Genomic DNA, 20,822 nt, shown 5'->3' with positions numbered 1-20,822 from the left:
GTTTCGGTTATTCTACATTTTTAAATGGGACCTTAACATATTTATCATCCCAACCTATTAACAGATTAGTTCCATTATTATCACCGGCGCGCTCAAAAGCCATAGATAAGTTCTCTATGTTGGAGGAGGATTCCCTTACAGGCACTGTTATTCTAACAATATCTTCCTCGTCGGTATATTCGTAGGCACCCCAGGTATGGGTCTTGTTGTTTAGAATGACAGTCCATTCATTTTCTTTCGGAATAGAATATAATGTATAGGTTCCGGCTTCTACAACGACATCAGCCACTTTCATGTCTTTATAGAGCGTTAGCTCGGTTGCTTCATTTGCTCCGGTTCTCCACACTTGTCCGTATGGTACTAATTTTCCAAAAACAACCCTATTGCGTTTTTTAGGGCGACTGTAAAGCACCCTTGCGATTACATCATTATTATTGTCCCGATAGATTGTAAGATCCATAGGACTGGCATCCATTTTCGGGAAACTCGGGGAGGTGGTGTCTTTTTCCTGAGCTTTTACTTGTGGAATCCCCATTAAATAAATAATTCCAAGCACTGCGATTAAAATTTTCCTCATAGTTGTTTTGATTAATTTTTTCATTAAATATAAGAGATAATGTAATAATTACAGAGTGAAACTGTAAAAAACATCAATAATTCTCAGACAGATATCTTGCCAAATTTACATACTTAAACTTTTTCTGATGAAATCTGCTTTTAATGCTTATTTGTTAATGCAAAAAAAGCTTTTTTTGTTTCTAATTAATAGGTAAATAAGGTTTTTTGTTTTTAAACTTAAACCTTCACCGCATATTTGTCTTGAAATATTAAAGCAATTATTATGTGTGGAATTTTAGCAGTAATCGGAGATCGACTTAGTAAAGAGAAAGTGAGCGATATCTCTAAAAGGATGTCTCATCGCGGACCGGATGAAAGTGGACTGGAAATTACAAAAGAAGGCTATTTGTTAAGTCATGAAAGGCTTGCTATTGTGGATTTACAAACTGGACAACAACCCATTAAAGGGACTGGGGAAGCATGGATGATCCATAATGGGGAGATTTATAATCACCAAGCACTAAGGGAGAATGAGCTAAAAAACCATCAATTTAGAACAACTGGAGATTCTGAAGTCATTGTTCACATGTACGAAGAATATGGTTATGATTTTGTAGATAAACTCGACGGGGTTTTTGCTTTTGTGGTTGTGAAGGGAAAAGATTTCATCGCTGCACGTGATCCAATCGGGGTTAAACCTTTGTATTATGGTACTGATGAGGATGGGGCAATCTGGTTTGCTAGTGAAATGAAAGCGCTTTCGGACCAATGTACAAATTTTGCAGCTTTCCCTCCAGGTCACTATTATACTCCAAAAACCGGATTTGTAGAATATTATAAGCCAGATTGGTATGATTATACCAAAGCAGATAAAGATCTTGACTTAGAAAAGCTTAGAGAGAGTCTTATCGCGGCAACTAAAAAGCGTCTTATGGCCGACGTTCCTCTTGGGGTTTTGTTAAGTGGAGGTCTGGATTCTTCTCTCACTTCTTCAATAGCGGCCAGGTTGATGAGAGACAGTAAACAAAAATTGCACTCTTTTTCAATAGGCCTGGATGCAAGTGCTCCTGATTTGATAGCTGCCAGGAAAGTGGCAGAGTACCTTGGAACAGAACACCATGAAATATATTTTACGGTGGAAGAGGGTATTGAAATCCTGAAAAAACTTGTATGGCATCTTGAAACTTATGATGTAACCTCTATTAGGGCTAGTACCCCGATGTATTTCCTCTCAAAAGCAATCAAGGAAAAAGGGGTTAAAGTAGTGCTTTCTGGAGAAGGTGCCGATGAGATCTTTGGGGGTTATCTCTATTTTAAGAATGCTCCTTCTGCAGATGAATTCCAAAAGGAAACGATCCGAAGGGTGCAACGATTGGCCACGGCCGATTGTTTGAGAGCAGATAAGTCCACTATGGCGCATGGGTTGGAAGCCAGAGTTCCTTTTCTAGACAAGGATTTTTTAGAGGTGGCTATGGAAACCCAGGCAAAGTATAAAATGCCAAAAACCTATGATGGGGTTGAAAAGTATATTGTAAGAAAAGCTTTTGATACGCCTGATGAACCATTTTTGCCTGAGGAAGTGCTCTGGAGACAGAAAGAGCAGTTTAGTGACGGTGTTGGATATAGTTGGATAGATGAACTCATTGCTTATGCTTCAGCTCGTGTAAGTGATCAGGAAATGGCTGAAGCGGCCGATAAATATCCTCATAACACCCCGGCAACTAAAGAAGCTTATTTTTATAGAGAAATTTTTGCTACCCACTATCCTCAGGAGAGTGCTGCCAAAACCGTAAAAAGATGGGTTCCTAAATGGCAGGAGGATCTTGATCCAAGTGGACGGGCAAATACTTCCCATGTGGCCTCAACAGCCAAAAAAGAAATGGAGGAATTAGCCAATGCTTCATAAATTAAGCCTGTGTTTTGTAGGCCCCGTAGTGCATGGTGAAAAAACATCTGCGCTACGGGTTTTTTTTGCACAAATTGTTAATAACTTAAAAGCTTAAAATAAGGCTTCCGCTAGCAGAAAATAAGGGTTTTGTTATATTTGTTCGTTATATAAAAACAGACGAATTTAATTAAAGAATATATGAGCGAAGAACCCAAGAAACAATATTCGGCTGATAGTATCCAGGCGTTGGAAGGGATGGAGCATGTACGCATGCGACCTTCGATGTATATTGGAGACACCGGGGTAAGAGGATTGCATCATTTGGTATATGAGGTGGTAGATAATTCTATAGATGAGGCCATGGCTGGTCACTGTGATACCATTAAAGTTACCATCAATGAAGATGGCTCAGTGAAGACTGAAGATAATGGTCGTGGAATTCCTATTGATTTACATAAAAAAGAGGGGGTTTCCGCTCTTGAAGTGGTGATGACTAAAATTGGAGCTGGTGGGAAGTTTGATAAAGACTCTTATAAGGTTTCTGGGGGATTGCACGGGGTAGGAGTTAGTTGTGTAAATGCGCTTTCTTCTTCGCTCAAAGCTACCGTTTTTCGTGATGGCCAAATATGGGAGCAAGAATATGAATTGGGTAAACCAATGTCACCCGTTAAACCAGTTGGAGAGACCGAATTATCGGGAACAGTGGTTACTTTCAAACCTGATCCTTCTATATTTCAGCAAACAGTAGACTATAATTATGAAACCCTGGCCAGTCGTATGCGCGAGTTGGCTTTTCTTAATAAAGGGATCACCATCATCTTAACAGATAGAAGGGAAAAGGATGACGAGGGTGAATTTTTAAGTGAAACTTTTCATTCTGAAGAAGGTCTTAAGGAATTTATCAAATTCTTGGATGGAAACCGCGAGCCTATTATCTCAGAGGTGATCGCCATGGAAGGTGAAAAGAACGATATTCCTGTGGAGGTTGCGATGGTGTATAACACCTCATTCAACGAGAATCTACATTCTTACGTGAATAATATTAACACCCACGAAGGAGGAACACATTTATCTGGCTTCAGACGGGGTTTAACCACTACCCTTAAAAAATATGCAGATGCCTCCGGTATGCTCGACAAATTAAAATTCGAGATTACCGGTGATGATTTCCGTGAAGGATTGACTGCGATTATCTCGGTGAAAGTAGCCGAACCTCAGTTTGAAGGTCAAACAAAGACCAAACTGGGTAATCGTGAAGTAACTTCAGCAGTATCTCAGGCAGTCTCTGAAATGCTGGAGAACTATCTTGAAGAAAACCCTAATGATGCCAAAACCATAATTCAAAAGGTGATTCTTGCAGCTCAGGCCAGAAATGCAGCCAAGAAAGCCCGTGATATGGTTCAAAGAAAAACTGCCATGAGTATTGGCGGTTTGCCTGGGAAATTATCTGATTGTTCAGAGCAGGACCCTGTTCAGAGCGAAGTATTCCTTGTTGAGGGTGATTCGGCGGGTGGTACTGCCAAACAAGGTAGAGATCGGAGATTTCAGGCTATTCTTCCTCTTAGAGGTAAAATTCTTAATGTGGAAAAAGCGATGACACATCGTGTTTTTGATAACGAGGAGATCAAAAATATCTATACTGCTCTTGGGGTTACCATAGGGACCGAGGATGATAGTAAAGCCTTGAATACCGATAAGTTAAGGTATCATAAAATTGTAATTATGTGTGATGCCGATGTGGATGGTAGCCACATTGAAACGCTTATTCTTACCTTCTTCTTCAGGTATATGAAGGAGCTTATCGAAGGCGGTCATATTTATATTGCAACTCCACCTTTATACCTTGTAAAAAAAGGAGGTAAAAAACGTTATGCCTGGAGTGAAGAGGAACGCGACGAGATCGCTGAAAGTTACAGCGGCGGAGTTCAGATCCAGCGGTATAAAGGTTTGGGGGAGATGAATGCCGAACAACTATGGGATACCACTATGGATCCTGAAAGACGTAAATTACGTCAGGTCAATATTGATAATAGTAGTGAAGCTGATAGGATTTTTTCCATGCTTATGGGAGATGAGGTTCCACCAAGACGCGAGTTTATAGAGAAGAATGCGAAATATGCAAATATAGATGCATAAAAAATGTTCTCAAGTAACCAAAAACACCCGTGATCATCACGGGTGTTTTGTTTTAAGAAACTTTTTGTATTTGAGTCTTTTTACGGGATTAATCCATATGCTGCAAAAGTATTTTTGCTATTTTTACTCCATTAACTAAACCTAGATCAAGTGAAAATCTTAACCAGAACTATTTACACCCTACTTTTATTCTTTTCTTCAAATCTTATTACAGCCCAAAATGATGTAGATGCCGTAGTAGGTGATTTATTGCATATAGCTGATGAATTCGCAAGTCCTGCTGCTTCCGGAGCCGCTTACCAGGCAAGTGCGGGATGGTTTTCTTCTGCACAAAGCCTTAATCCCTGGAAGTTTGAGGTTTCTGTTCATGGGAATGGTCTCATTGTTCCTTCAAGTAAAAAAAGTAGTACTATTTCTAATAATGAATTCAGTTTATTAAATATTAAGGGAGCCGCCAATGCTAAAGTTCCTACTGCCTTTGGAGAGACCACTGATGTTTATTATGAGGGTAGTGTTATGGGTAATTCCTTCGAATTTCAGGCACTTCAAGGTGTGGATAAAGGACTAATTCCTCACCCGTTTGTACAGGTTACCATGGGACTTCCTATGGAGTCCGAATTTACCGTTAGGGCCCTTCCCGAAATGACTGTTGATGATGTCAATTTTAGTACTTACGGAGCAGGGGTTAAACATAATTTAAGCCAGTATTTCAGATTCAATGAACCTGAAGACCTCCAAGTTTCGGCTTTGATTACTTATAGTAAATTCGAAGTGAAGTATGCTTTTGATCCTGTGAATATTCCTCAAGTAGCTGTTCTCGATCTCATTGATGTTAACGGTGATTTGTGGCTTTTTGAGGCTCTAGCTTCAAAACGTTACGAGGATTTTGAGATTTTTGGAGCTTTGGGAGCCACCAATTCCGACTTTGCATATGCCATGGATGGTAGTGGACCGTTTTTAGGGGATATTAATACAGCGCTGGAAACCCTGGGAGAAAATGAGCTTCAGTTCAAAGGAGATATAGGTTTTAATTTATACTTCAATAAATTTAAAGTGAGCACTATGGTGACCGCAGGAAGCTTCTTCAATATGAATCTCGGGCTGCATTTCAGGATTTAGAGCTTGTTTTTTACTTCTTCCGAATTAGTAAAGCTTTCCCTTATTTCGTATTTTCGCTAGGAATTAATATTAATCGATATAAAACAAAAATAATATGAAAGTTACAATAGTTGGAGCTGGTGCTGTAGGTGCCAGTTGTGCAGAATATGTAGCCATAAAGGATTTTGCTTCTGAAGTAGTATTGCTGGATATTAAAGAAGGCTATGCAGAAGGTAAAGCCATGGATCTAATGCAAACTGCAACCCTCAATGGATTTGATACTAAGATAACCGGAACTACTGGAGATTATTCCAAAACTGCTAACAGTGATGTCGCCGTAATAACAAGTGGGATTCCACGTAAACCTGGTATGACCAGAGAAGAATTGATTGGAATTAATGCAGGGATTGTAAAAGAAGTTGCTTCCAACCTCATTAAGCATTCTCCTGATGTTACCCTTATTGTTGTAAGTAACCCTATGGATACTATGACTTATTTAGTGCATAAGAGCACCAATCTTCCAAAAAACAAGATCATTGGAATGGGCGGCGCCTTGGATAGCGCACGTTTCAAATACCGTTTAAGCGAAGCTTTGGAATGTCCGCCTTCTGATGTAGACGGTATGGTGATTGGTGGTCACAGTGACACTGGAATGGTACCTCTAACGCGACTTGCGACAAGAAATTCTGTTCCTGTAACCGCATTTTTATCCCAAGAGCGACTGGATCAGGTCTCTGAGGATACTAAGGTAGGAGGGGCGACATTGACAAAATTATTAGGTACTTCTGCCTGGTATGCGCCGGGTGCAGCTGTATCAGCGCTTGTACAGGCTATTGCCTGTGATCAGAAAAAAATGTTTCCCTGTTCAGCATTGTTGGAAGGAGAATATGGACTTGAAGATATATGCATTGGCGTGCCTGCTATTTTAGGAAAAGGAGGGCTTGAAAAGATCGTTGAATTGGAACTTAGCGATGCAGAAAGCGATAAAATGAAAGAAAGCGCAGAAGGCGTTAAAAAGACCAATACTTTGCTGGAAGTCTAAATCCAGAAAAGCTTAAATTATTTCTTAAAAAAGGCCTCAGTTTTTGGGGCCTTTTTTGGGTTTAAAAGTTAAATTATTCCAAAAAAAAATATTGGGATTTGATTTTTGAAACCCTATATTTGTCCGTTTTTAAAATCGACCTAATTAATTATAATTTAAGGAATAATGCAGAACAAAGGACTGATTAAGGTTTTTGCAATTTTATTTGGACTGGTATGTATTTACCAGCTTTCATTTACATTTATCACAAATAAAGTTGAAAATGAAGCTGAAGAATTTGCCATTCAAAAAATTGGTGAAGATGTAGATAATTATTCAGTTTTAAGAGATGCTGAAGAAAAACGTTATCTGGACTCTATTGGAGGTGATGATATTGTTGCGGGCATAACTTATAATGACGCCAAGGATAAGGAGCTTAACAAAGGACTAGATCTTAAGGGAGGTATTAATGTAATTCTCCAAATTTCAGTAAGGGACATTCTTCACGGACTCGCCAATAACACCAATGATCCTGCCTTCAATCGGGCTTTAGATGAAGCCGATGCGGCTCAAAAGGATAGTCAGGAAGATTATGTAGACCTGTTTTTTGAAGCATTTAATAATATACCGGATGCAAGATTGGCTTCTCCGGATGCTTTCTTTAATAAATCTCTTAGCGATGAGATTACCTCAGAAATGTCTAATGAGGAGGTGGAAGGCATTATAAGAAGAAAAGTAGATGAATCTATTACTTCGGCCTTTGAAGTCCTTCGTAAGCGTATCGATAAATTTGGCGTGACACAACCAAATATCCAGCGTTTGGGGAATTCAGGAAGAATTCTTGTCGAACTACCAGGCGCTAAGGATATCAGCAGGGTTCAGAACCTTCTCCAAAGTACAGCTCAATTAGAATTTTGGCATGTATATAAAAGCAATGAATTCGGAAACTTCCTCGCCCAGGCGAATAATCGACTGAAAGATCTAGTTGGAGATAAAGAGGAAGCCCAGGCCGAAATCGATACTTCTGCTACAGAGGATAGCGATATTGATGAGCTTTTAGCGGAAGCCGAAGAGGATTCTTCTGATATTGCCACTGGCAACAATCCTTTATTCGACCTTATTAAATCTCCAGGCACGCAAGGAGGTCCGGTTTTAGCCTATTTCTCTGCAAGGGATACTGCTAAGGCCATGGAGTACCTTAATAAACCTCAGGTAAGATCTCTTCTTCCTGCAGCTCAGCGTTATGCTAAATTTGTATGGGGAATTCCTGAAGGAGATTCTGATCTGGTAGGTCTTTATGCCCTGAAAGGAAACCGGAATATGACTCCGCCATTAAGCGGGGATGTGATCACTGATGCTCAGCAGACTTTCGACCAGGTAGGTCGAATAGCAGTATCCATGCAGATGGATGGGAGGGGAGCAAAGATCTGGGAAGAAATGACCGGATATGCATCCAACAATCAGAGTCAGATTGCTATTGTATTAGATAATATTGTGTATTCGGCCCCAGGGGTTTCCAGTGGACCAATCCCAGGTGGAAGAAGTGAGATTACAGGGGATTTTACCATTACGGAAGGACAGGATTTGGCTAATGTACTCAGGGCTGGTAAACTCCCTGCTTCAGCGGATATTATTCAAAGTGAGATCGTTGGACCAAGTTTAGGTCAGGAAGCTATCGATAGCGGAATTATGTCATTTGCTATAGCGCTTATCTTTGTACTTCTTTGGATGATTTTCTATTATGGGAAAGCCGGTATTTATGCGGATATTGCCTTGGCGGTTAACATCCTTTTTATCTTCGGGATATTAGCTGGGCTTGGCGCGGTACTGACCTTACCAGGTATTGCGGGTATTGTTTTGACCATCGGTATTTCAGTGGATGCGAACGTGCTTATCTTTGAAAGGATTAGAGAAGAACTTGCAAAAGGTAAAATGCAGAAGGATGCTATTAAGGACGGTTTTAATAATGCACTCTCATCAATTCTTGATGCGAATATCACCACAGGTTTAACTGGTTTTATACTCTTGATCCTTGGTACCGGTCCCATTAAAGGATTCGCTACTACCTTATTAATTGGTATTGCAACTTCTTTATTTACCGCTATCTTTATAACCCGTCTCTTTATTGATGGTTATGCAAAGAGTGGAAAAGAACTTCCGTTCGCGACCTCCGCAACTAAAAACCTTTTCAGAAATGTAAAAATAGATTGGTTAGGAAAGAGAAAACTTGCTTATGTTATCTCTGGAATATTAATCATAATAAGTTTAGGATCCTTGCTCGTTCAGGGATTAAATCTCGGAGTTGACTTTGTGGGTGGTAGAACTTATACTGTTCGTTTTGACCAGGATGTTTCTCCAACCGATGTTCAGGATGACCTGGTAGCAGTTTTTGAAAGTGCAGAGGCTAAAACTTTCGGTCCAAATAACCAGCTTAAAATCACTACCAATTATCGTGTAGATGACGATGGCTCTGAGGTGGATCAAGAGATTCAAAGAACAATGTATGAAGCTCTTCAGGACTATCTACCTGCTGACCTCAGTTTTGAGCAGTTCGCTGCCGGTGGAACGGATAGAAGTCTTGGGATAATGCAATCGATGAAAGTTGGTCCTACCATTGCCGATGATATTAAGAATGATTCTTTCTGGGCTATATTAGGATCACTGGTGGTAATCTTCCTGTATATTCTATTGAGATTTAGAAAATGGCAGTTTAGTATAGGATCTGTGGCTGCTGTTGCCCATGATGTTATTATTGTATTGGGTGTATTCTCTTTGCTTTACAAGGTAATGCCTTTCAGTATGGAAATAAACCAGGCCTTCATCGCCGCAATACTTACTGTAATTGGGTATTCTCTTAACGATACCGTAGTGGTATTTGACAGGATCAGGGAATATGTGAATGAGCATACTTCATGGAATCTTGACAGGACGATCAACAAGGCTTTGGATAGTACGATTAGTCGTACCCTGAACACCTCGCTAACCACCTTAATTGTACTACTCGCCATATTTATCTTTGGGGGAGAAAGCATCAGAGGCTTTATGTTTGCCTTGATTGTGGGGGTTATTGTAGGAACGTATTCCTCATTATTTATAGCGACACCTGTTATGTTTGACAGTGTAACCGATAAGGTGAAGATTCAGAAGAAAAAGAAACTTGAAGAGGAAACTGAACAAACGGTTTAAAGAAAAATTTGATATCTATAGAAAAAGCTTTCCATTATGGGAAGCTTTTTTTTTGCCTGTTGTTGGGATCTCATATGGGGTGCACTTCATATGGTATAGTCTCTAATTAGTCTGGGATCAGGATTACCTTGAGGGGTAAACTTTTTACCTGAATGGTAGGAGCACCTAAAACGGATTATCTAATGGGTTAAGCTGGCCAGAATAAAATGAAGTGACAGGGAAGTGAGGTTGATACCAGGCAAAAGTGATAAGCTTTAATCCAGAGGTCCAATTGACCAGGGTTCGAACCAATCAAAGAATTGGGGATAAAGCAGGATTTACTGACAGATTCAAGTCAGCAACTAAGGTCGTACCTTATCCAATTGGAAGTACAAGACACTTACATGAAGTTTTTATAAAGAGATCCACCTGAGCTATTATCTATTCTTCTTCTCGTTTCTATTATTTCTGAAAGCCCTATTTTTTAGATTAAGAGCCTTCTCTTTGGAGATAATTCTGGAAATAACAGCTAAGGGAAGTTTCGGTTTTAGTGAAAATAACGGGGATTAGTCTATTCTTTTAAAAAAGATCTTATCTCCAATTTCAATATTCCATTTTTCAATAAGACCTGCATTTATTTCCAGGATAAATTGAGTTGGTTCGCCTGAGGGCAATGAGGTTTCATCCATGGGTTCCGTATTCTCGTAATAGCTCACTGCAGTGCTGTCTGAAGAGTAATAAATAATATCCAATGGAATATAGGTATTTTTCATATAGAAGGATCTTGGTTGAGCATCTTCATATATAAAGAGCATACCCTGGAGTTCTTCCATACTGTCCCTGTACATTAAACCCGTTTCGTGTTCGTATTGGCTGTCGGCAATTTCAATACTTAATTTTTTAATAGTATCCCCTTCGGGTTTAATGAGACTTAGCTCACCTTCTTTATTAAATTCGATATTTTCTTCGACTATTTTTTCTTCTGGCTTACCATCCTCTTTACAAGAAGAGAAAATGAGTGCCGAAGCCAGACCTAGGCTTAGGATAAGATTTTTGTGTATCATAGGCTGCGGTTTTTTGTTGGACGATACATAAAATAGAATCCGGCAATTATGAAAGGAATACTTAACCATTGCCCGGTATTTAATAACCAGGTTGCTCTTTCTTCTACCTGCGCTTCTTTGATGAACTCAATAAAAAACCTAACTGTCCATAGAAGGACAAGGAATAAACCAAAGATATAGCCTACTTTAAATCGCTTTTCAGTTTTCCAGTATAGATACCATAGTAATATGAAGATTAAAAGATAACAAACCGATTCGTATAGTTGGGCGGGGTGTCTCGGAAAATCTTCCCCGAGTTTGGCGAAAATGACCCCATAATCTGAATTGGTGGGCTTTCCTACTATCTCAGAATTGATAAAATTACCTATTCTTACAAAAATACCACCACTGGCAACTGGAATAACTATTCTATCGAGAATCCAGAGAACTGGTTTGTCAAGGACCTTCCTGCGGTATAAATACATTGCTATAATAATCCCAATGGCAGCACCATGACTTGCCAGTCCTCTGAAACCAGTAAATTCAAATTCCGGTTCAAATCTTACGGGTAAAAAGATCTCTAGTAAATGGTCTTGAAAGTAGTCCCAATCATAAAAGATCACATGCCCCAGTCGCGCTCCAATAAGGGTTGCCAGTACGGTGTAAATAAATAGAGAATCCAGTTTCTCAATTGCAATACCTTCCCGCGTATAGATACTTTTCATTATATACCATCCTAATCCGAAAGCAATAAGAAACATTAAACTATAATAATGAAGGGTTAAGAACCCTAAATCTAAACCTTCAGATGGGTTCCAGGTAATTGCATTTAAATACATGAAGTAGATTTAATTGTTAATAAGGTAAAGATACATATTTGAAGCTTTCTGAAGGTAGCTACTTATCCTTTTTTGGTGGAACAGGATCATAGCCTTTCCCTCCCCATGGATTGCAGCTAGCTATCCTTTTAATGCTTAACCAGCCTCCTTTAAATATTCCAAATCTTTCTAAAGCAGTCAGGGAATATTGCGAACAAGTAGGCGTGTAGCGACAGCTCGCCGGGGTAATTGGCGAAATAAAATTGCGGTAAAATTTCACCAATAATATAAAAGGATATGCGAGTATTTTTTTTAGCATTTTCAATCTAGACTGAAAGTCGTACCTTCTTTACCGTCTTTTAGCTGAATACCAATATCCTGTAGCTGATCCCTGATTTTATCGCTCAGAGCGAAATCCTTATTTATCCGGGCTTCGGCTCTCAGTTTTATAAGAAGCTCGATGGTTGCTGAAAGTTGGTTTTGCGTGCTCTCTTCATTGGCTGCAGCTTTGTCCAGAAGTCCTAAAACATCAAACATAAAAGCTTTCATGGTTTGAAGCAGAGTTTCCTTGTCTTCCGAAGAGATTTCGGCTTTACCTTCTTTAACACTATTGATGAATTTTACGGCATCAAATAGTTTTGCGATAAGGATAGGGCTATTAAAATCGTCATTCATAGCATCGTAACAGGATTGTTTCCAATCGCTGATCGAGATAGATGATGATTTGCTAACCGGCAGTTTTTTTATTTGATGATAGGCATCCATCAGCCGGTTAAAACCTTTTTCACTTGCAGAAAGGGCTTCATTCGAGAAATCCAGTACACTTCGATAATGCGCCTGGAGCATAAAAAACCTTGTCACATTTGGAGAAAATGGTTTTTCCAGTATATTATTATTGCCAGAAAATATCTCTTCAGGTAAAATGTTATTCCCGGTACTTTTAGCCATTTTTTTGCCGTTAAGAGTGAGCATATTGGCATGCATCCAGTAATGAACCGGGTTTTTCCCTGTGGAGGCTTCTCCCTGGGCTATTTCACATTCGTGATGCGGAAATTTAAGATCCATTCCACCCCCATGGATATCGAATTCCTCTCCGAGATATTTGGTGCTCATGGCCGTGCATTCTAAGTGCCAGCCAGGAAATCCGTCACTCCAGGGTGAAGGCCAGCGCATAATGTGTTGGGGTTCTGCCTTTTTCCAAAGTGCAAAATCCTGTGGATTCTTTTTGTCGCTCTGAGCGGCAAGTTCCCTGGTGTTGGCGATCATATCATCAAGTGAACGTCCGCTCAATTTTCCATAGTGATGACTTTCATTGTATTTCATCACGTCAAAATATACCGATCCGTTAGCTTGGTATGCAAACCCTTTATTTAGGATCTCTTTTATAATTTCTATTTGTTCCACTATATGGCCAGTAGCAGTAGGTTCGATACTCGGAGGTAAATTGTTGAATTTTTGAAGGATACTGTGAAAATCTATGGTGTACCGTTGTACTACCTCCATAGGTTCAATTTGTTCTAACCTTGCTTTTTTGGCGATCCGGTCCTCCCCGCTGTCGGCATCATTTTCTAAATGACCTGCATCGGTTATATTTCTTACATATCTTACTTTATACCCCAGATGTTTTAAATATCTGAAGACAAGATCAAAAGAAATGAAAGTACGACAATTTCCTAAATGAACATTGCTGTAAACAGTTGGACCGCAAACATACATGCCTACATTTCCCGGATTAATTGGGGTGAAAACTTCTTTCTCCCCACTCATTGAATTATACAGTTTTAAGCCTTGTTCATCAAAAAGCGCCATAGGTAGTTGGTTAATTAAAATGGAAAAATAATATTATGAAAAAGAAGTGTCTAGTTTGATGTAATCAAGGAATTCACGTTTTACTTCTTTATTTTTAAAAGCTCCTCCAAACTCACTGGTGACAGTACTGCTTTCAATATCTCTTATTCCCCTACTGTTAACGCACAGGTGTTTAGCATCCACCACGCAAGCAACATCAGGTGTTCCAAGAGCTCTTTGCAGTTCCTGAACTATTTGCATGGTCATTCGTTCCTGAACTTGTGGGCGTTTGGCGAAATAATCGACGATACGATTCATTTTGGAAAGCCCTATGACTCTTCCTTTGGAGATATAAGCGACGTGTGCCTTTCCAACGATAGGTAGTAAATGGTGTTCACAAGTAGAATAAACGGTGATATTTTTTTCTACCAGCATCTCTCCATACTTGTATTTGTTTTCAAAGGTGGAGGCCTTAGGTTTTTTAGCAGGATCAAGTCCGGAAAATATTTCGTTCACGAACATCTTAGCCACCCGTTGGGGGGTCCCCTGAAGGCTGTCATCTGTTAGATCCAGTCCCAGAGTTTCCATGATTTTTTTTACATCATCCTTGATGAGGGCAACTTTTTCAATATTACTGAGTTCAAAAGCATCTTCGCGTATTGGTGTGTTTGCACTGCTGCCCGCATGGGCATCCCCCATTTCATCAATTTCCGTCAAAATTTTGTCTATTTTCATCCCGTTTTACAATAATTGTCGTAATCAGTGGTTTCAGCTTGCAAAGATACAATTTTAATAGTTTTTTCCCTTCGTCCTATAATCTGAAGATTCTTCCTTATTTTTTAAATTTATATATCTTGCTGTAGTAGCTATGAAACATGTCTTAACGCTATTCGTATTCTTTTTAATAAGCCTTCCTTCAGTATGGGCTCAGGGAGAAGTTTGTGCAAATATTGAGCCTTTTTGTGCTGGAGGTGAGGAATATGTTTTTGAAAATAGCCATAAAGATAATAGTGAGCGGGAATATGCTGAGGAAGGTCCATATTATGGTGATCTCACTACGCAACCATATCCAAGTTGGTATTTCTTACAAGTCCAGGAAAGTGGGAAGCTTGAATTCCTGATCTCTCAAACCGAAAATGATGATGGCAGCGGTAAAATTTTGGATGTGGATTATGCGGTATGGGGTCCATTCTCTCCTTCTGATGATATCTGTGATTACGATATGCTCAGTGAGGAAAATCTTGTTGGAAGTTCCTACGAACCCGATAGTATTGAAAGGATGGATCTTGGAGAAACTAAAGCTGGAGAAATCTATGTTGTGGTCATCACAAACTTTAGTGAGACCCAGGGTTATATAAAGCTTGAACAGGTGAATGCCGGCGAGCCAGGTGCCGGGTCCACCGATTGTTTTCAAGGAGGACTCGAAGATGAGATTTATGGATGTGAGGGAGAGTCGATTCTAGTAGACGGGACGGTATTATTTGCCGATGAATATGCCTGGTTTGTAGAACAAAATGGATCCTTTATAGAAATGGAGAGGGAAACCGATGCATATTTGGAAGTTGTAGAGGAGGGAACCTATCAACTTAGCGTTTCCAATAGGTTTTCAGAAGTTATTAAAGATACCGTTTTTGTAGGCTTTTATCCCAAACCTGTTGCCAACAAGCCTAAAGATCTTTATATCTGTGATAGCGACCAGGATTATATAGATCTCACGGGGTTAAATCCTGAGATAACCTCCGGTAATTCATCAACCGAAAACCTGGAAGTGATTTTTTATGAATCTCAAGAACATATTGAAGAGGATAGGGCTATTGCTGATCCAGAAAATTATGCTAAGGTAGAAGCCCAGGAGCTATTCGCTAGGATTAGGTCCGAAAGTGGGTGTTATTCCAATCCGGTTAAAGTTAAAATTCAAGTGGATATAATTCCTGATGGGATTTTGGAGGACACCCTAATAATATGTACAGATCTTCAGGGGGAAGTTTTGGAAAATATTGCACTAGGAGAGAATCTTGGACCAAACTATGAATATGAATGGTTCTTAGAAGAAGAATTGGTGTCAACCCAGGCAATTCTTGTACTGGATGAAATTTCTCCTGGGGATAAACTTAAGCTTAGAATAACTGATAATATAGGAGGATGTTCACGGAATTTTGAAGCAGAAATGTTAGCATTTTCTGCTCCGGAAGCTGTGGAAATAGAAATTCAAGGAAATGATTTTGAGACGGGTTACACCATTACTGCAGAAGTCATCGCTGGAATTTCAGCTAATGCGGTTTATGAGTTCCAGCTGGATAACGGAGCCTGGCAGGAAAGTAATGTATTTAAAAATGTTCCTCCTGGCCCGCACCATATCACAGCTAAAGAAATTAATGGTTGCGGGGCAACTACTTCAGCAAATTTTGACCTGGTGGGTTACCCAAGATTCTTTACTCCAAATTCCGATGGTTATAATGATACCTGGAAAATTGGAGAAGGTCAGGGTATTAAAGTGCTCAAGCTTTTTATTTTCGATCGATACGGAAAACTCTTAAAGCAATTAAATCCAAACGGTGCCGGTTGGGATGGCACCTATGGAGACCGGGAATTACCAGCGAATGATTATTGGTTTAAGCTGGAATATCTTAATGAAAATACCGGAAAAACCCACAAGTTTAAATCTCATTTTACCCTTAAAAGATAAAAGCGCCCAGAAGGCGCTTTGGATTCTTATTTTTTATCTCCTAAAGTCCGAAACTAAGAGATAAGACCACACTGGAAAGGTCGCGGTTTATTCGGTAAGTATCTGTTAGACCCACATCAAACATTGGGGGATTTTCATCCCTCTGCGCATTGGTGTACGCCAGATCTAATTTTATATTTCCAAAGTTATACCCTAAGCCTGCTGAATAACCAGTAAGATCACCAACTGTGATTTCGTCCTTATATGGGCTTTCCTCAAAGCGATAACCACCACGTAGACTCCAATTTTGAATTCTGTACTCCCCTCCGAATCTAAAAGTGGAAGCTGAATTTAAGTTATTGGCAATTTGAGAATTTTGATAGCTAAAATCGGGATCCTCCTTCGGCCTGAATTCTGTGGTGGAGTAGTCCTTATAGGAATAATCAAAACTTATAAGCCCTTTTTGTCCAAATAACACGGCAATACTCCCGTTCAACTTTGAAGGAGTCTTCAAGGTATAATCTGGATATACATTTAACACATTAGGATTTACTGTGACTTTTTCGTTCTGGTCGTTATTTGTTTCAAGATATTGAGTAGTTTGCTCTTCGATATTGAACCAGGTTGGTGATTCGTACGAAGCTCCTACCCGAACGTTTTCATTTACCTTGGCGATAGCCCCAAGTTGAAAGGAAAATCCGTTTCCATTGGTACTTAAATTATTGTTGAAAAGGACTTCGTTGGTCGCGCTCCCGCTGTTATTATTGGTCTCAAGATATCGTGTAGCCCTTTCGTAGTTGATGAAATGCGTATTGAGATTAGCACCTAAGTATAGAAAATCCTGATACTGTGTGCCAAAGTTAAAAGTGAACTTTCCGTTGAGACCTGTGGCATAAGAAGCAAATTCCTGATTAAAATTTCCAGGAGCAATAAAAGAATTGTAAGTAGTGTTACTAGGATCATCAAGATCGTGGTCAATAACATAGCCCTGGTAGCCAAGCATTGCCTGTTGGGCTCCAAAACCTTCGTTCTCCCCTAAATAAGTGTATAGTTCTGAAGCCGATTCCCCGTCCATGGTTTGTAGTAAATCCAATGGAATTCCATCAGCATACCCTAAGAAATATTGATCAATCGAAGTGTTCCCTGTACCTGCGACCATAAAACTATCATCCAAATTTTTTGTTTTAGAATAATTCATGGCAAGGCTGAATTTTTTCCAGGAACTGTTAGGAGCAGTTTCGAAAACCAAAACTCCCCCGGCCTGATTAAAATAAACATCAGATTCCTCAGTGGTGGTATAGCTATTGAAATAATTTACATCGCTGTTCCTATTGTTAAAATCAAGGGTAATTGTTCCAAAACTATTAAGAAAGACCGCCGATCCTGCAGGGTTCACTGATATCGCTGACATATCTCCACCAAGTGCTCCAAAAGCCCCGCTCATGGCACGAAAGCGTGCTGTTCCTGTAAGATCTTCAGAGGAATATCTGTAAGCATCGGTTATATTTTGGGCTTGGGTATATGAGAAACCCAGTAAGGTTATTAGTAAAAAGGCTAACTTTTTCATATCCGATATTTTGTTTTTTTGTCTTGAAAAATTTTAAAAAAACCTTACAGGATTAGTCCTGTAAGGTTGTGTGATGTATGTCAAATTCCTGGTTAAAATTATCCTCTGCCGCCCCCACTTCTACGTGAGCTGCCTGAACTCCTTGTAGTTCCAGAGCTTCGGCTGGAAGAAGATGAACTTCTTACTGCGCCGCTACTACGCGAGGAGTTCCTAGAAGACCTGTTATAGGTGTTATTGCTTCTAGTGGTACGACTTCTATTATAGGTCGAATTAGAGTTAGAACGTCGTGTGTTAACATTTGAATTTACACGGGTTGGTTCTGAATTCCTGGCAGTTCTACTGTAAATTCTTGAATTATCACCTCTGCTGATTGCTTGTCTACGAGCAGAAGCATCGTTATCTCTAATTCGTCGAATACTCCTTGAATATGAATTTACCCTGTCTAATGAAGCATCTCTTCGGGTTGAGGTATAATCGGAATATGAATTTCTGCGACCGGTATTGTAGGCCACATCATCGTATGGAGAGCGGAAATGGTAATTATAACCCCATCTATTATAGGGGTGTCCATAATACGTTCCATATCCCATTCCGTACCAGCTACCCCAGTAAGAACCGAAGCCAAAGCCCCATCCTATGCGAGTGCCCCAAGGGCTATAGCCAAATCTTGAACCCCAATGGGGATAGTAATAGCCGGGACCCCAGTAAGGATCAATAAAAAATGGATCATACCAGCGATTGTAGTATGAGGCGCCCCAACCCCAGTAGTATGGATTGTAGAATCCACTATGCCATCCGGTATTATAAATGTTTATTGTATATTGGTCTGGGTCGTTTCCCCATGGAGCATATCCGCCCGTATAACTTATTGCTTCTTCTTCATACCTTTCATCTTCATACTCGCCTGTAGAGGTATACTCCTCCACATCAGTAAAGATCATTTGATCTGCCATTTCTCCATAAATTGCAGATTTTTCAGCAAAGAGATTCTTATAATAAGTACTTGCATTATTGTCTTGAGTAGCATATTGAGATTGATCGGTTTCAGAAGGATAAGTCTCACTTCTGTCACCATAGATTCCGTCTTCATAACCGGAATACTGTGTGGAACCACAAGATGCTAACAATAGCAATAATATTAGAGGAGTTATTAAGACCCCTGCTTTTTTCGGAAAGTTGTAATTGCGTATCATTAGCCTTTATTTTATTGTTGAACATTACAAAAATAGTTAGTTTTGCGCTAATTGTTAGTTATACACTGACTAACTGTATATTAATAAGTGTTAAATATAGCACAAGTTTTGTGCCAAATCATTGGAATGGGGAAGAACATAGTTACACGAAGCGAAGATTATTCAAAGTGGTATAATGAACTGGTAGTTAAGGCTAACCTGGCTGAAAACTCTGCGGTTAGAGGTTGTATGGTAATTAAACCTTATGGTTTTGCCATTTGGGAGAAGATGCAATCTCAATTGGATAAAATGTTCAAGGATACCGGGCATGAGAATGCTTATTTCCCACTTTTTGTTCCTAAGAGTTTATTTGAAGCAGAAGAAAAGAATGCCGAAGGATTTGCTAAGGAATGTGCTGTAGTAACTCATTACAGGTTGAAAACAAACCCTGACGATACTTCCAAACTGATTGTGGATCCTGAAGCAAAACTTGAGGAAGAACTTATTGTAAGGCCAACTTCAGAAGCTATTATCTGGAATACGTACAAAAATTGGGTTCAGTCCTACCGCGATCTACCTCTTTTGATTAACCAATGGGCTAATGTGGTTCGATGGGAAATGCGAACTCGTCTATTTTTGAGAACCGCCGAATTTCTATGGCAGGAGGGTCATACCGCTCATGCCACTAAACAGGAGGCTCTTGATGAGACAATGCAGATGAATAATATTTATGCTGAATTCGCTGAGGATTTTATGGCAATGCCTGTAATAAAAGGGAGTAAGACAGAGAGTGAACGTTTTGCGGGGGCCGAAGAAACCTATTGTATAGAAGCTATGATGCAGGACGGGAAGGCTTTACAGGCAGGAACTTCGCATTTTCTAGGTCAGAACTTTGCAAAGGCTTTTGATGTAAAGTTTACTTCAAAAGAAGGAAAGCTCGAATATGTTTGGGCGACCTCCTGGGGTGTATCCACTAGGTTAATGGGAGCCCTTGTTATGACCCACAGCGATGATAATGGCTTGGTTTTGCCACCAAATCTTGCACCGATACAGGTGGTAATAGTTCCAATTTACAAAGGAGAAGTGCAATTGAATCAGATCTCCGGGGTGGCCAACAAGCTTGCAGATGAATTAAAGGCTGCAGGTATCTCCGTGAAATACGACGACCGAGATACGCAAAAACCAGGATGGAAGTTTGCACAATACGAAATGCAGGGAGTTCCTGTAAGATTGGCGATTGGTCCTAAAGATCTTGAGAAAGGCTCTGTAGAGCTGGCCAGGAGAGATACTTTGACCAAGGAATTTGTTCAGCAGACCGAAGTGGTAAATAAAGTTAAAGAGCTGATGGTAGAGATCCAGCAGAATCTTTTTAATAAGGCAAAGAATTTTAGAGACCAGCATATTACGCGTGTAGATTCTTTTGATGAATTTAAAAAAGTACTGAAGGAAAAGGGCGGATTCATTTCAGCGCATTGGGATGGAACTTCAGAAACTGAAAATAAAATAAAAGACCTTACCAAAGCCACTATTCGATGTATCCCCTTTGACAGGAAAGAAGAGGCGGGTAGCTGTATTCTCACTGGAAAACCTTCTGCCGGAAGAGTACTTTTTGCTAAGGCCTATTAAATTTTAATTTTTTTCAGCATAGATTTGCGGCATTGAAAAATAGTTGTATTTTTGCATCCGCATTTAAAGAAAAAATGGTCCGTTCGTCTAGGGGTTAGGACGCCAGGTTTTCATCCTGGTAACAGGGGTTCGATTCCCCTACGGACTACAAAAGAAACAGAAGAATGTTTTGTAACCTGAAAAGGTTTTTATTGAAGATTAATGGTCCGTTCGTCTAGGGGTTAGGACGCCAGGTTTTCATCCTGGTAACAGGGGTTCGATTCCCCTACGGACTACA

General features: G+C 39.8%; 15 protein-coding genes and 2 tRNA genes. 9 read left to right on the top strand and 8 right to left on the bottom strand.

All coding sequences use genetic code 11. The features are described from left to right. Window positions 1-7 precede the first annotated feature (7 nt). Window positions 8-577 (bottom strand): DUF2911 domain-containing protein, encoded by a 570-nt coding sequence (locus tag ACW6NC_RS00600; protein ID WP_457863042.1) that lies wholly within the window; start codon window positions 575-577, stop codon window positions 8-10. Window positions 578-841: 264 nt separating this feature from the next. Between ACW6NC_RS00600 and asnB the strand changes: the two genes are divergently transcribed. The 5 genes from asnB to secDF all read left to right on the top strand — a co-directional run bounded on the left by asnB (window position 842) and on the right by secDF (window position 9,887). Further along, a complete protein-coding gene (gene asnB / locus ACW6NC_RS00595; protein ID WP_457863040.1) occupies window positions 842-2,464 on the top strand; it encodes an asparagine synthase B in 1,623 nt (540 codons plus the stop codon). A 180-nt stretch (window positions 2,465-2,644) separates the two neighbouring features. After that, window positions 2,645-4,582, top strand: coding sequence for a DNA topoisomerase (ATP-hydrolyzing) subunit B (gyrB, locus tag ACW6NC_RS00590; RefSeq protein ID WP_457863038.1), 1,938 nt, complete (start codon window positions 2,645-2,647; stop codon window positions 4,580-4,582). Window positions 4,583-4,732: 150 nt separating this feature from the next. Continuing rightward, window positions 4,733-5,701, top strand: a complete 969-nt coding sequence (locus tag ACW6NC_RS00585; protein ID WP_457863036.1) for a DUF6588 family protein — start codon at window positions 4,733-4,735, stop codon at window positions 5,699-5,701. A 94-nt stretch (window positions 5,702-5,795) separates the two neighbouring features. Further along, window positions 5,796-6,722, top strand: coding sequence for a malate dehydrogenase (locus tag ACW6NC_RS00580; RefSeq protein WP_457863035.1), 927 nt, complete (start codon window positions 5,796-5,798; stop codon window positions 6,720-6,722). 165 nt (window positions 6,723-6,887) lie between these two features. After that, the gene (secDF, locus tag ACW6NC_RS00575) at window positions 6,888-9,887 is read left to right on the top strand and encodes a protein translocase subunit SecDF (protein WP_457863033.1); all 3,000 of its coding nucleotides are present in this window, start codon (window positions 6,888-6,890) and stop codon (window positions 9,885-9,887) included. Window positions 9,888-10,432: 545 nt separating this feature from the next. Here the strand turns inward: secDF and ACW6NC_RS00570 are convergent. From ACW6NC_RS00570 to folE, 5 genes are read right to left on the bottom strand one after another with little or no spacing between them, the layout of a single operon-like run. Then, complete coding sequence (locus ACW6NC_RS00570; protein WP_457863032.1) at window positions 10,433-10,930, bottom strand: DUF192 domain-containing protein; 498 nt, start codon at window positions 10,928-10,930, stop codon at window positions 10,433-10,435. Further along, on the bottom strand, window positions 10,927-11,748 hold the full coding sequence (lgt, locus tag ACW6NC_RS00565) for a prolipoprotein diacylglyceryl transferase (RefSeq protein WP_457863030.1): 822 nt from the start codon (window positions 11,746-11,748) through the stop codon (window positions 10,927-10,929). Before lgt ends, ACW6NC_RS00570 begins: the two co-directional genes overlap by 4 nt. 58 nt (window positions 11,749-11,806) lie before the next feature. Next, window positions 11,807-12,046 carry a membrane protein insertion efficiency factor YidD gene (yidD, locus tag ACW6NC_RS00560; protein ID WP_457863029.1) on the bottom strand — a complete coding sequence of 80 codons (240 nt, stop codon included), beginning with the start codon at window positions 12,044-12,046 and terminating at the stop codon, window positions 11,807-11,809. Window positions 12,047-12,048: 2 nt separating this feature from the next. Then, window positions 12,049-13,536, bottom strand: a complete 1,488-nt coding sequence (gene cysS, locus ACW6NC_RS00555; protein WP_457863027.1) for a cysteine--tRNA ligase — start codon at window positions 13,534-13,536, stop codon at window positions 12,049-12,051. A 33-nt stretch (window positions 13,537-13,569) separates the two neighbouring features. Further along, window positions 13,570-14,250 (bottom strand): GTP cyclohydrolase I FolE, encoded by a 681-nt coding sequence (folE, locus tag ACW6NC_RS00550; RefSeq protein ID WP_457863025.1) that lies wholly within the window; start codon window positions 14,248-14,250, stop codon window positions 13,570-13,572. A gap of 133 nt (window positions 14,251-14,383) precedes the next feature. Here folE and ACW6NC_RS00545 point away from each other — a divergent pair, with 133 nt between their 5' ends. Continuing rightward, window positions 14,384-16,201, top strand: a complete 1,818-nt coding sequence (locus tag ACW6NC_RS00545; protein ID WP_457863023.1) for a T9SS type B sorting domain-containing protein — start codon at window positions 14,384-14,386, stop codon at window positions 16,199-16,201. Window positions 16,202-16,241: 40 nt separating this feature from the next. Here the strand turns inward: ACW6NC_RS00545 and ACW6NC_RS00540 are convergent, their stop codons facing one another. Both ACW6NC_RS00540 and ACW6NC_RS00535 read right to left on the bottom strand, forming a co-directional pair. Further along, entirely contained in the window at window positions 16,242-17,747 is a 1,506-nt protein-coding gene (locus tag ACW6NC_RS00540; RefSeq protein ID WP_457863021.1) for an OmpP1/FadL family transporter, read from the bottom strand. Between the two features lie 98 nt (window positions 17,748-17,845). Next, window positions 17,846-18,940: a hypothetical protein gene (locus ACW6NC_RS00535; protein ID WP_457863019.1), complete on the bottom strand. Its 1,095-nt coding sequence runs from the start codon at window positions 18,938-18,940 to the stop codon at window positions 17,846-17,848. A gap of 126 nt (window positions 18,941-19,066) precedes the next feature. Between ACW6NC_RS00535 and proS the strand changes: the two genes are divergently transcribed. The 3 genes from proS to ACW6NC_RS00520 all read left to right on the top strand — a co-directional run bounded on the left by proS (window position 19,067) and on the right by ACW6NC_RS00520 (window position 20,820). Continuing rightward, window positions 19,067-20,545, top strand: a complete 1,479-nt coding sequence (gene proS / locus ACW6NC_RS00530; RefSeq protein ID WP_457863018.1) for a proline--tRNA ligase — start codon at window positions 19,067-19,069, stop codon at window positions 20,543-20,545. Window positions 20,546-20,621: 76 nt separating this feature from the next. After that, window positions 20,622-20,693 (top strand) — tRNA-Glu (locus tag ACW6NC_RS00525). A gap of 55 nt (window positions 20,694-20,748) precedes the next feature. Next, window positions 20,749-20,820: transfer RNA gene (locus ACW6NC_RS00520), tRNA-Glu, on the top strand. The last annotated feature ends 2 nt before the right edge of the window (window positions 20,821-20,822 follow it).

The sequence above is a fragment of the Salegentibacter profundi genome, from assembly GCF_054121475.1.
This window is presented reverse-complemented; position numbering and strand designations above follow the sequence as displayed.

Coding starts and splice junctions, on each gene's coding strand:
- ACW6NC_RS00600 (WP_457863042.1), bottom strand. CDS start 577: ATGAGGAAAATTTTAATCGCAGTGCTTGGAATTATTTATTTAATGGGG.
- asnB (WP_457863040.1), top strand. CDS start 842: ATGTGTGGAATTTTAGCAGTAATCGGAGATCGACTTAGTAAAGAGAAA.
- gyrB (WP_457863038.1), top strand. CDS start 2,645: ATGAGCGAAGAACCCAAGAAACAATATTCGGCTGATAGTATCCAGGCG.
- ACW6NC_RS00580 (WP_457863035.1), top strand. CDS start 5,796: ATGAAAGTTACAATAGTTGGAGCTGGTGCTGTAGGTGCCAGTTGTGCA.
- secDF (WP_457863033.1), top strand. CDS start 6,888: ATGCAGAACAAAGGACTGATTAAGGTTTTTGCAATTTTATTTGGACTG.
- ACW6NC_RS00570 (WP_457863032.1), bottom strand. CDS start 10,930: ATGATACACAAAAATCTTATCCTAAGCCTAGGTCTGGCTTCGGCACTC.
- lgt (WP_457863030.1), bottom strand. CDS start 11,748: ATGTATTTAAATGCAATTACCTGGAACCCATCTGAAGGTTTAGATTTA.
- yidD (WP_457863029.1), bottom strand. CDS start 12,046: ATGCTAAAAAAAATACTCGCATATCCTTTTATATTATTGGTGAAATTT.
- cysS (WP_457863027.1), bottom strand. CDS start 13,536: ATGGCGCTTTTTGATGAACAAGGCTTAAAACTGTATAATTCAATGAGT.
- folE (WP_457863025.1), bottom strand. CDS start 14,250: ATGAAAATAGACAAAATTTTGACGGAAATTGATGAAATGGGGGATGCC.
- ACW6NC_RS00545 (WP_457863023.1), top strand. CDS start 14,384: ATGAAACATGTCTTAACGCTATTCGTATTCTTTTTAATAAGCCTTCCT.
- ACW6NC_RS00540 (WP_457863021.1), bottom strand. CDS start 17,747: ATGAAAAAGTTAGCCTTTTTACTAATAACCTTACTGGGTTTCTCATAT.
- ACW6NC_RS00535 (WP_457863019.1), bottom strand. CDS start 18,940: ATGATACGCAATTACAACTTTCCGAAAAAAGCAGGGGTCTTAATAACT.
- proS (WP_457863018.1), top strand. CDS start 19,067: ATGGGGAAGAACATAGTTACACGAAGCGAAGATTATTCAAAGTGGTAT.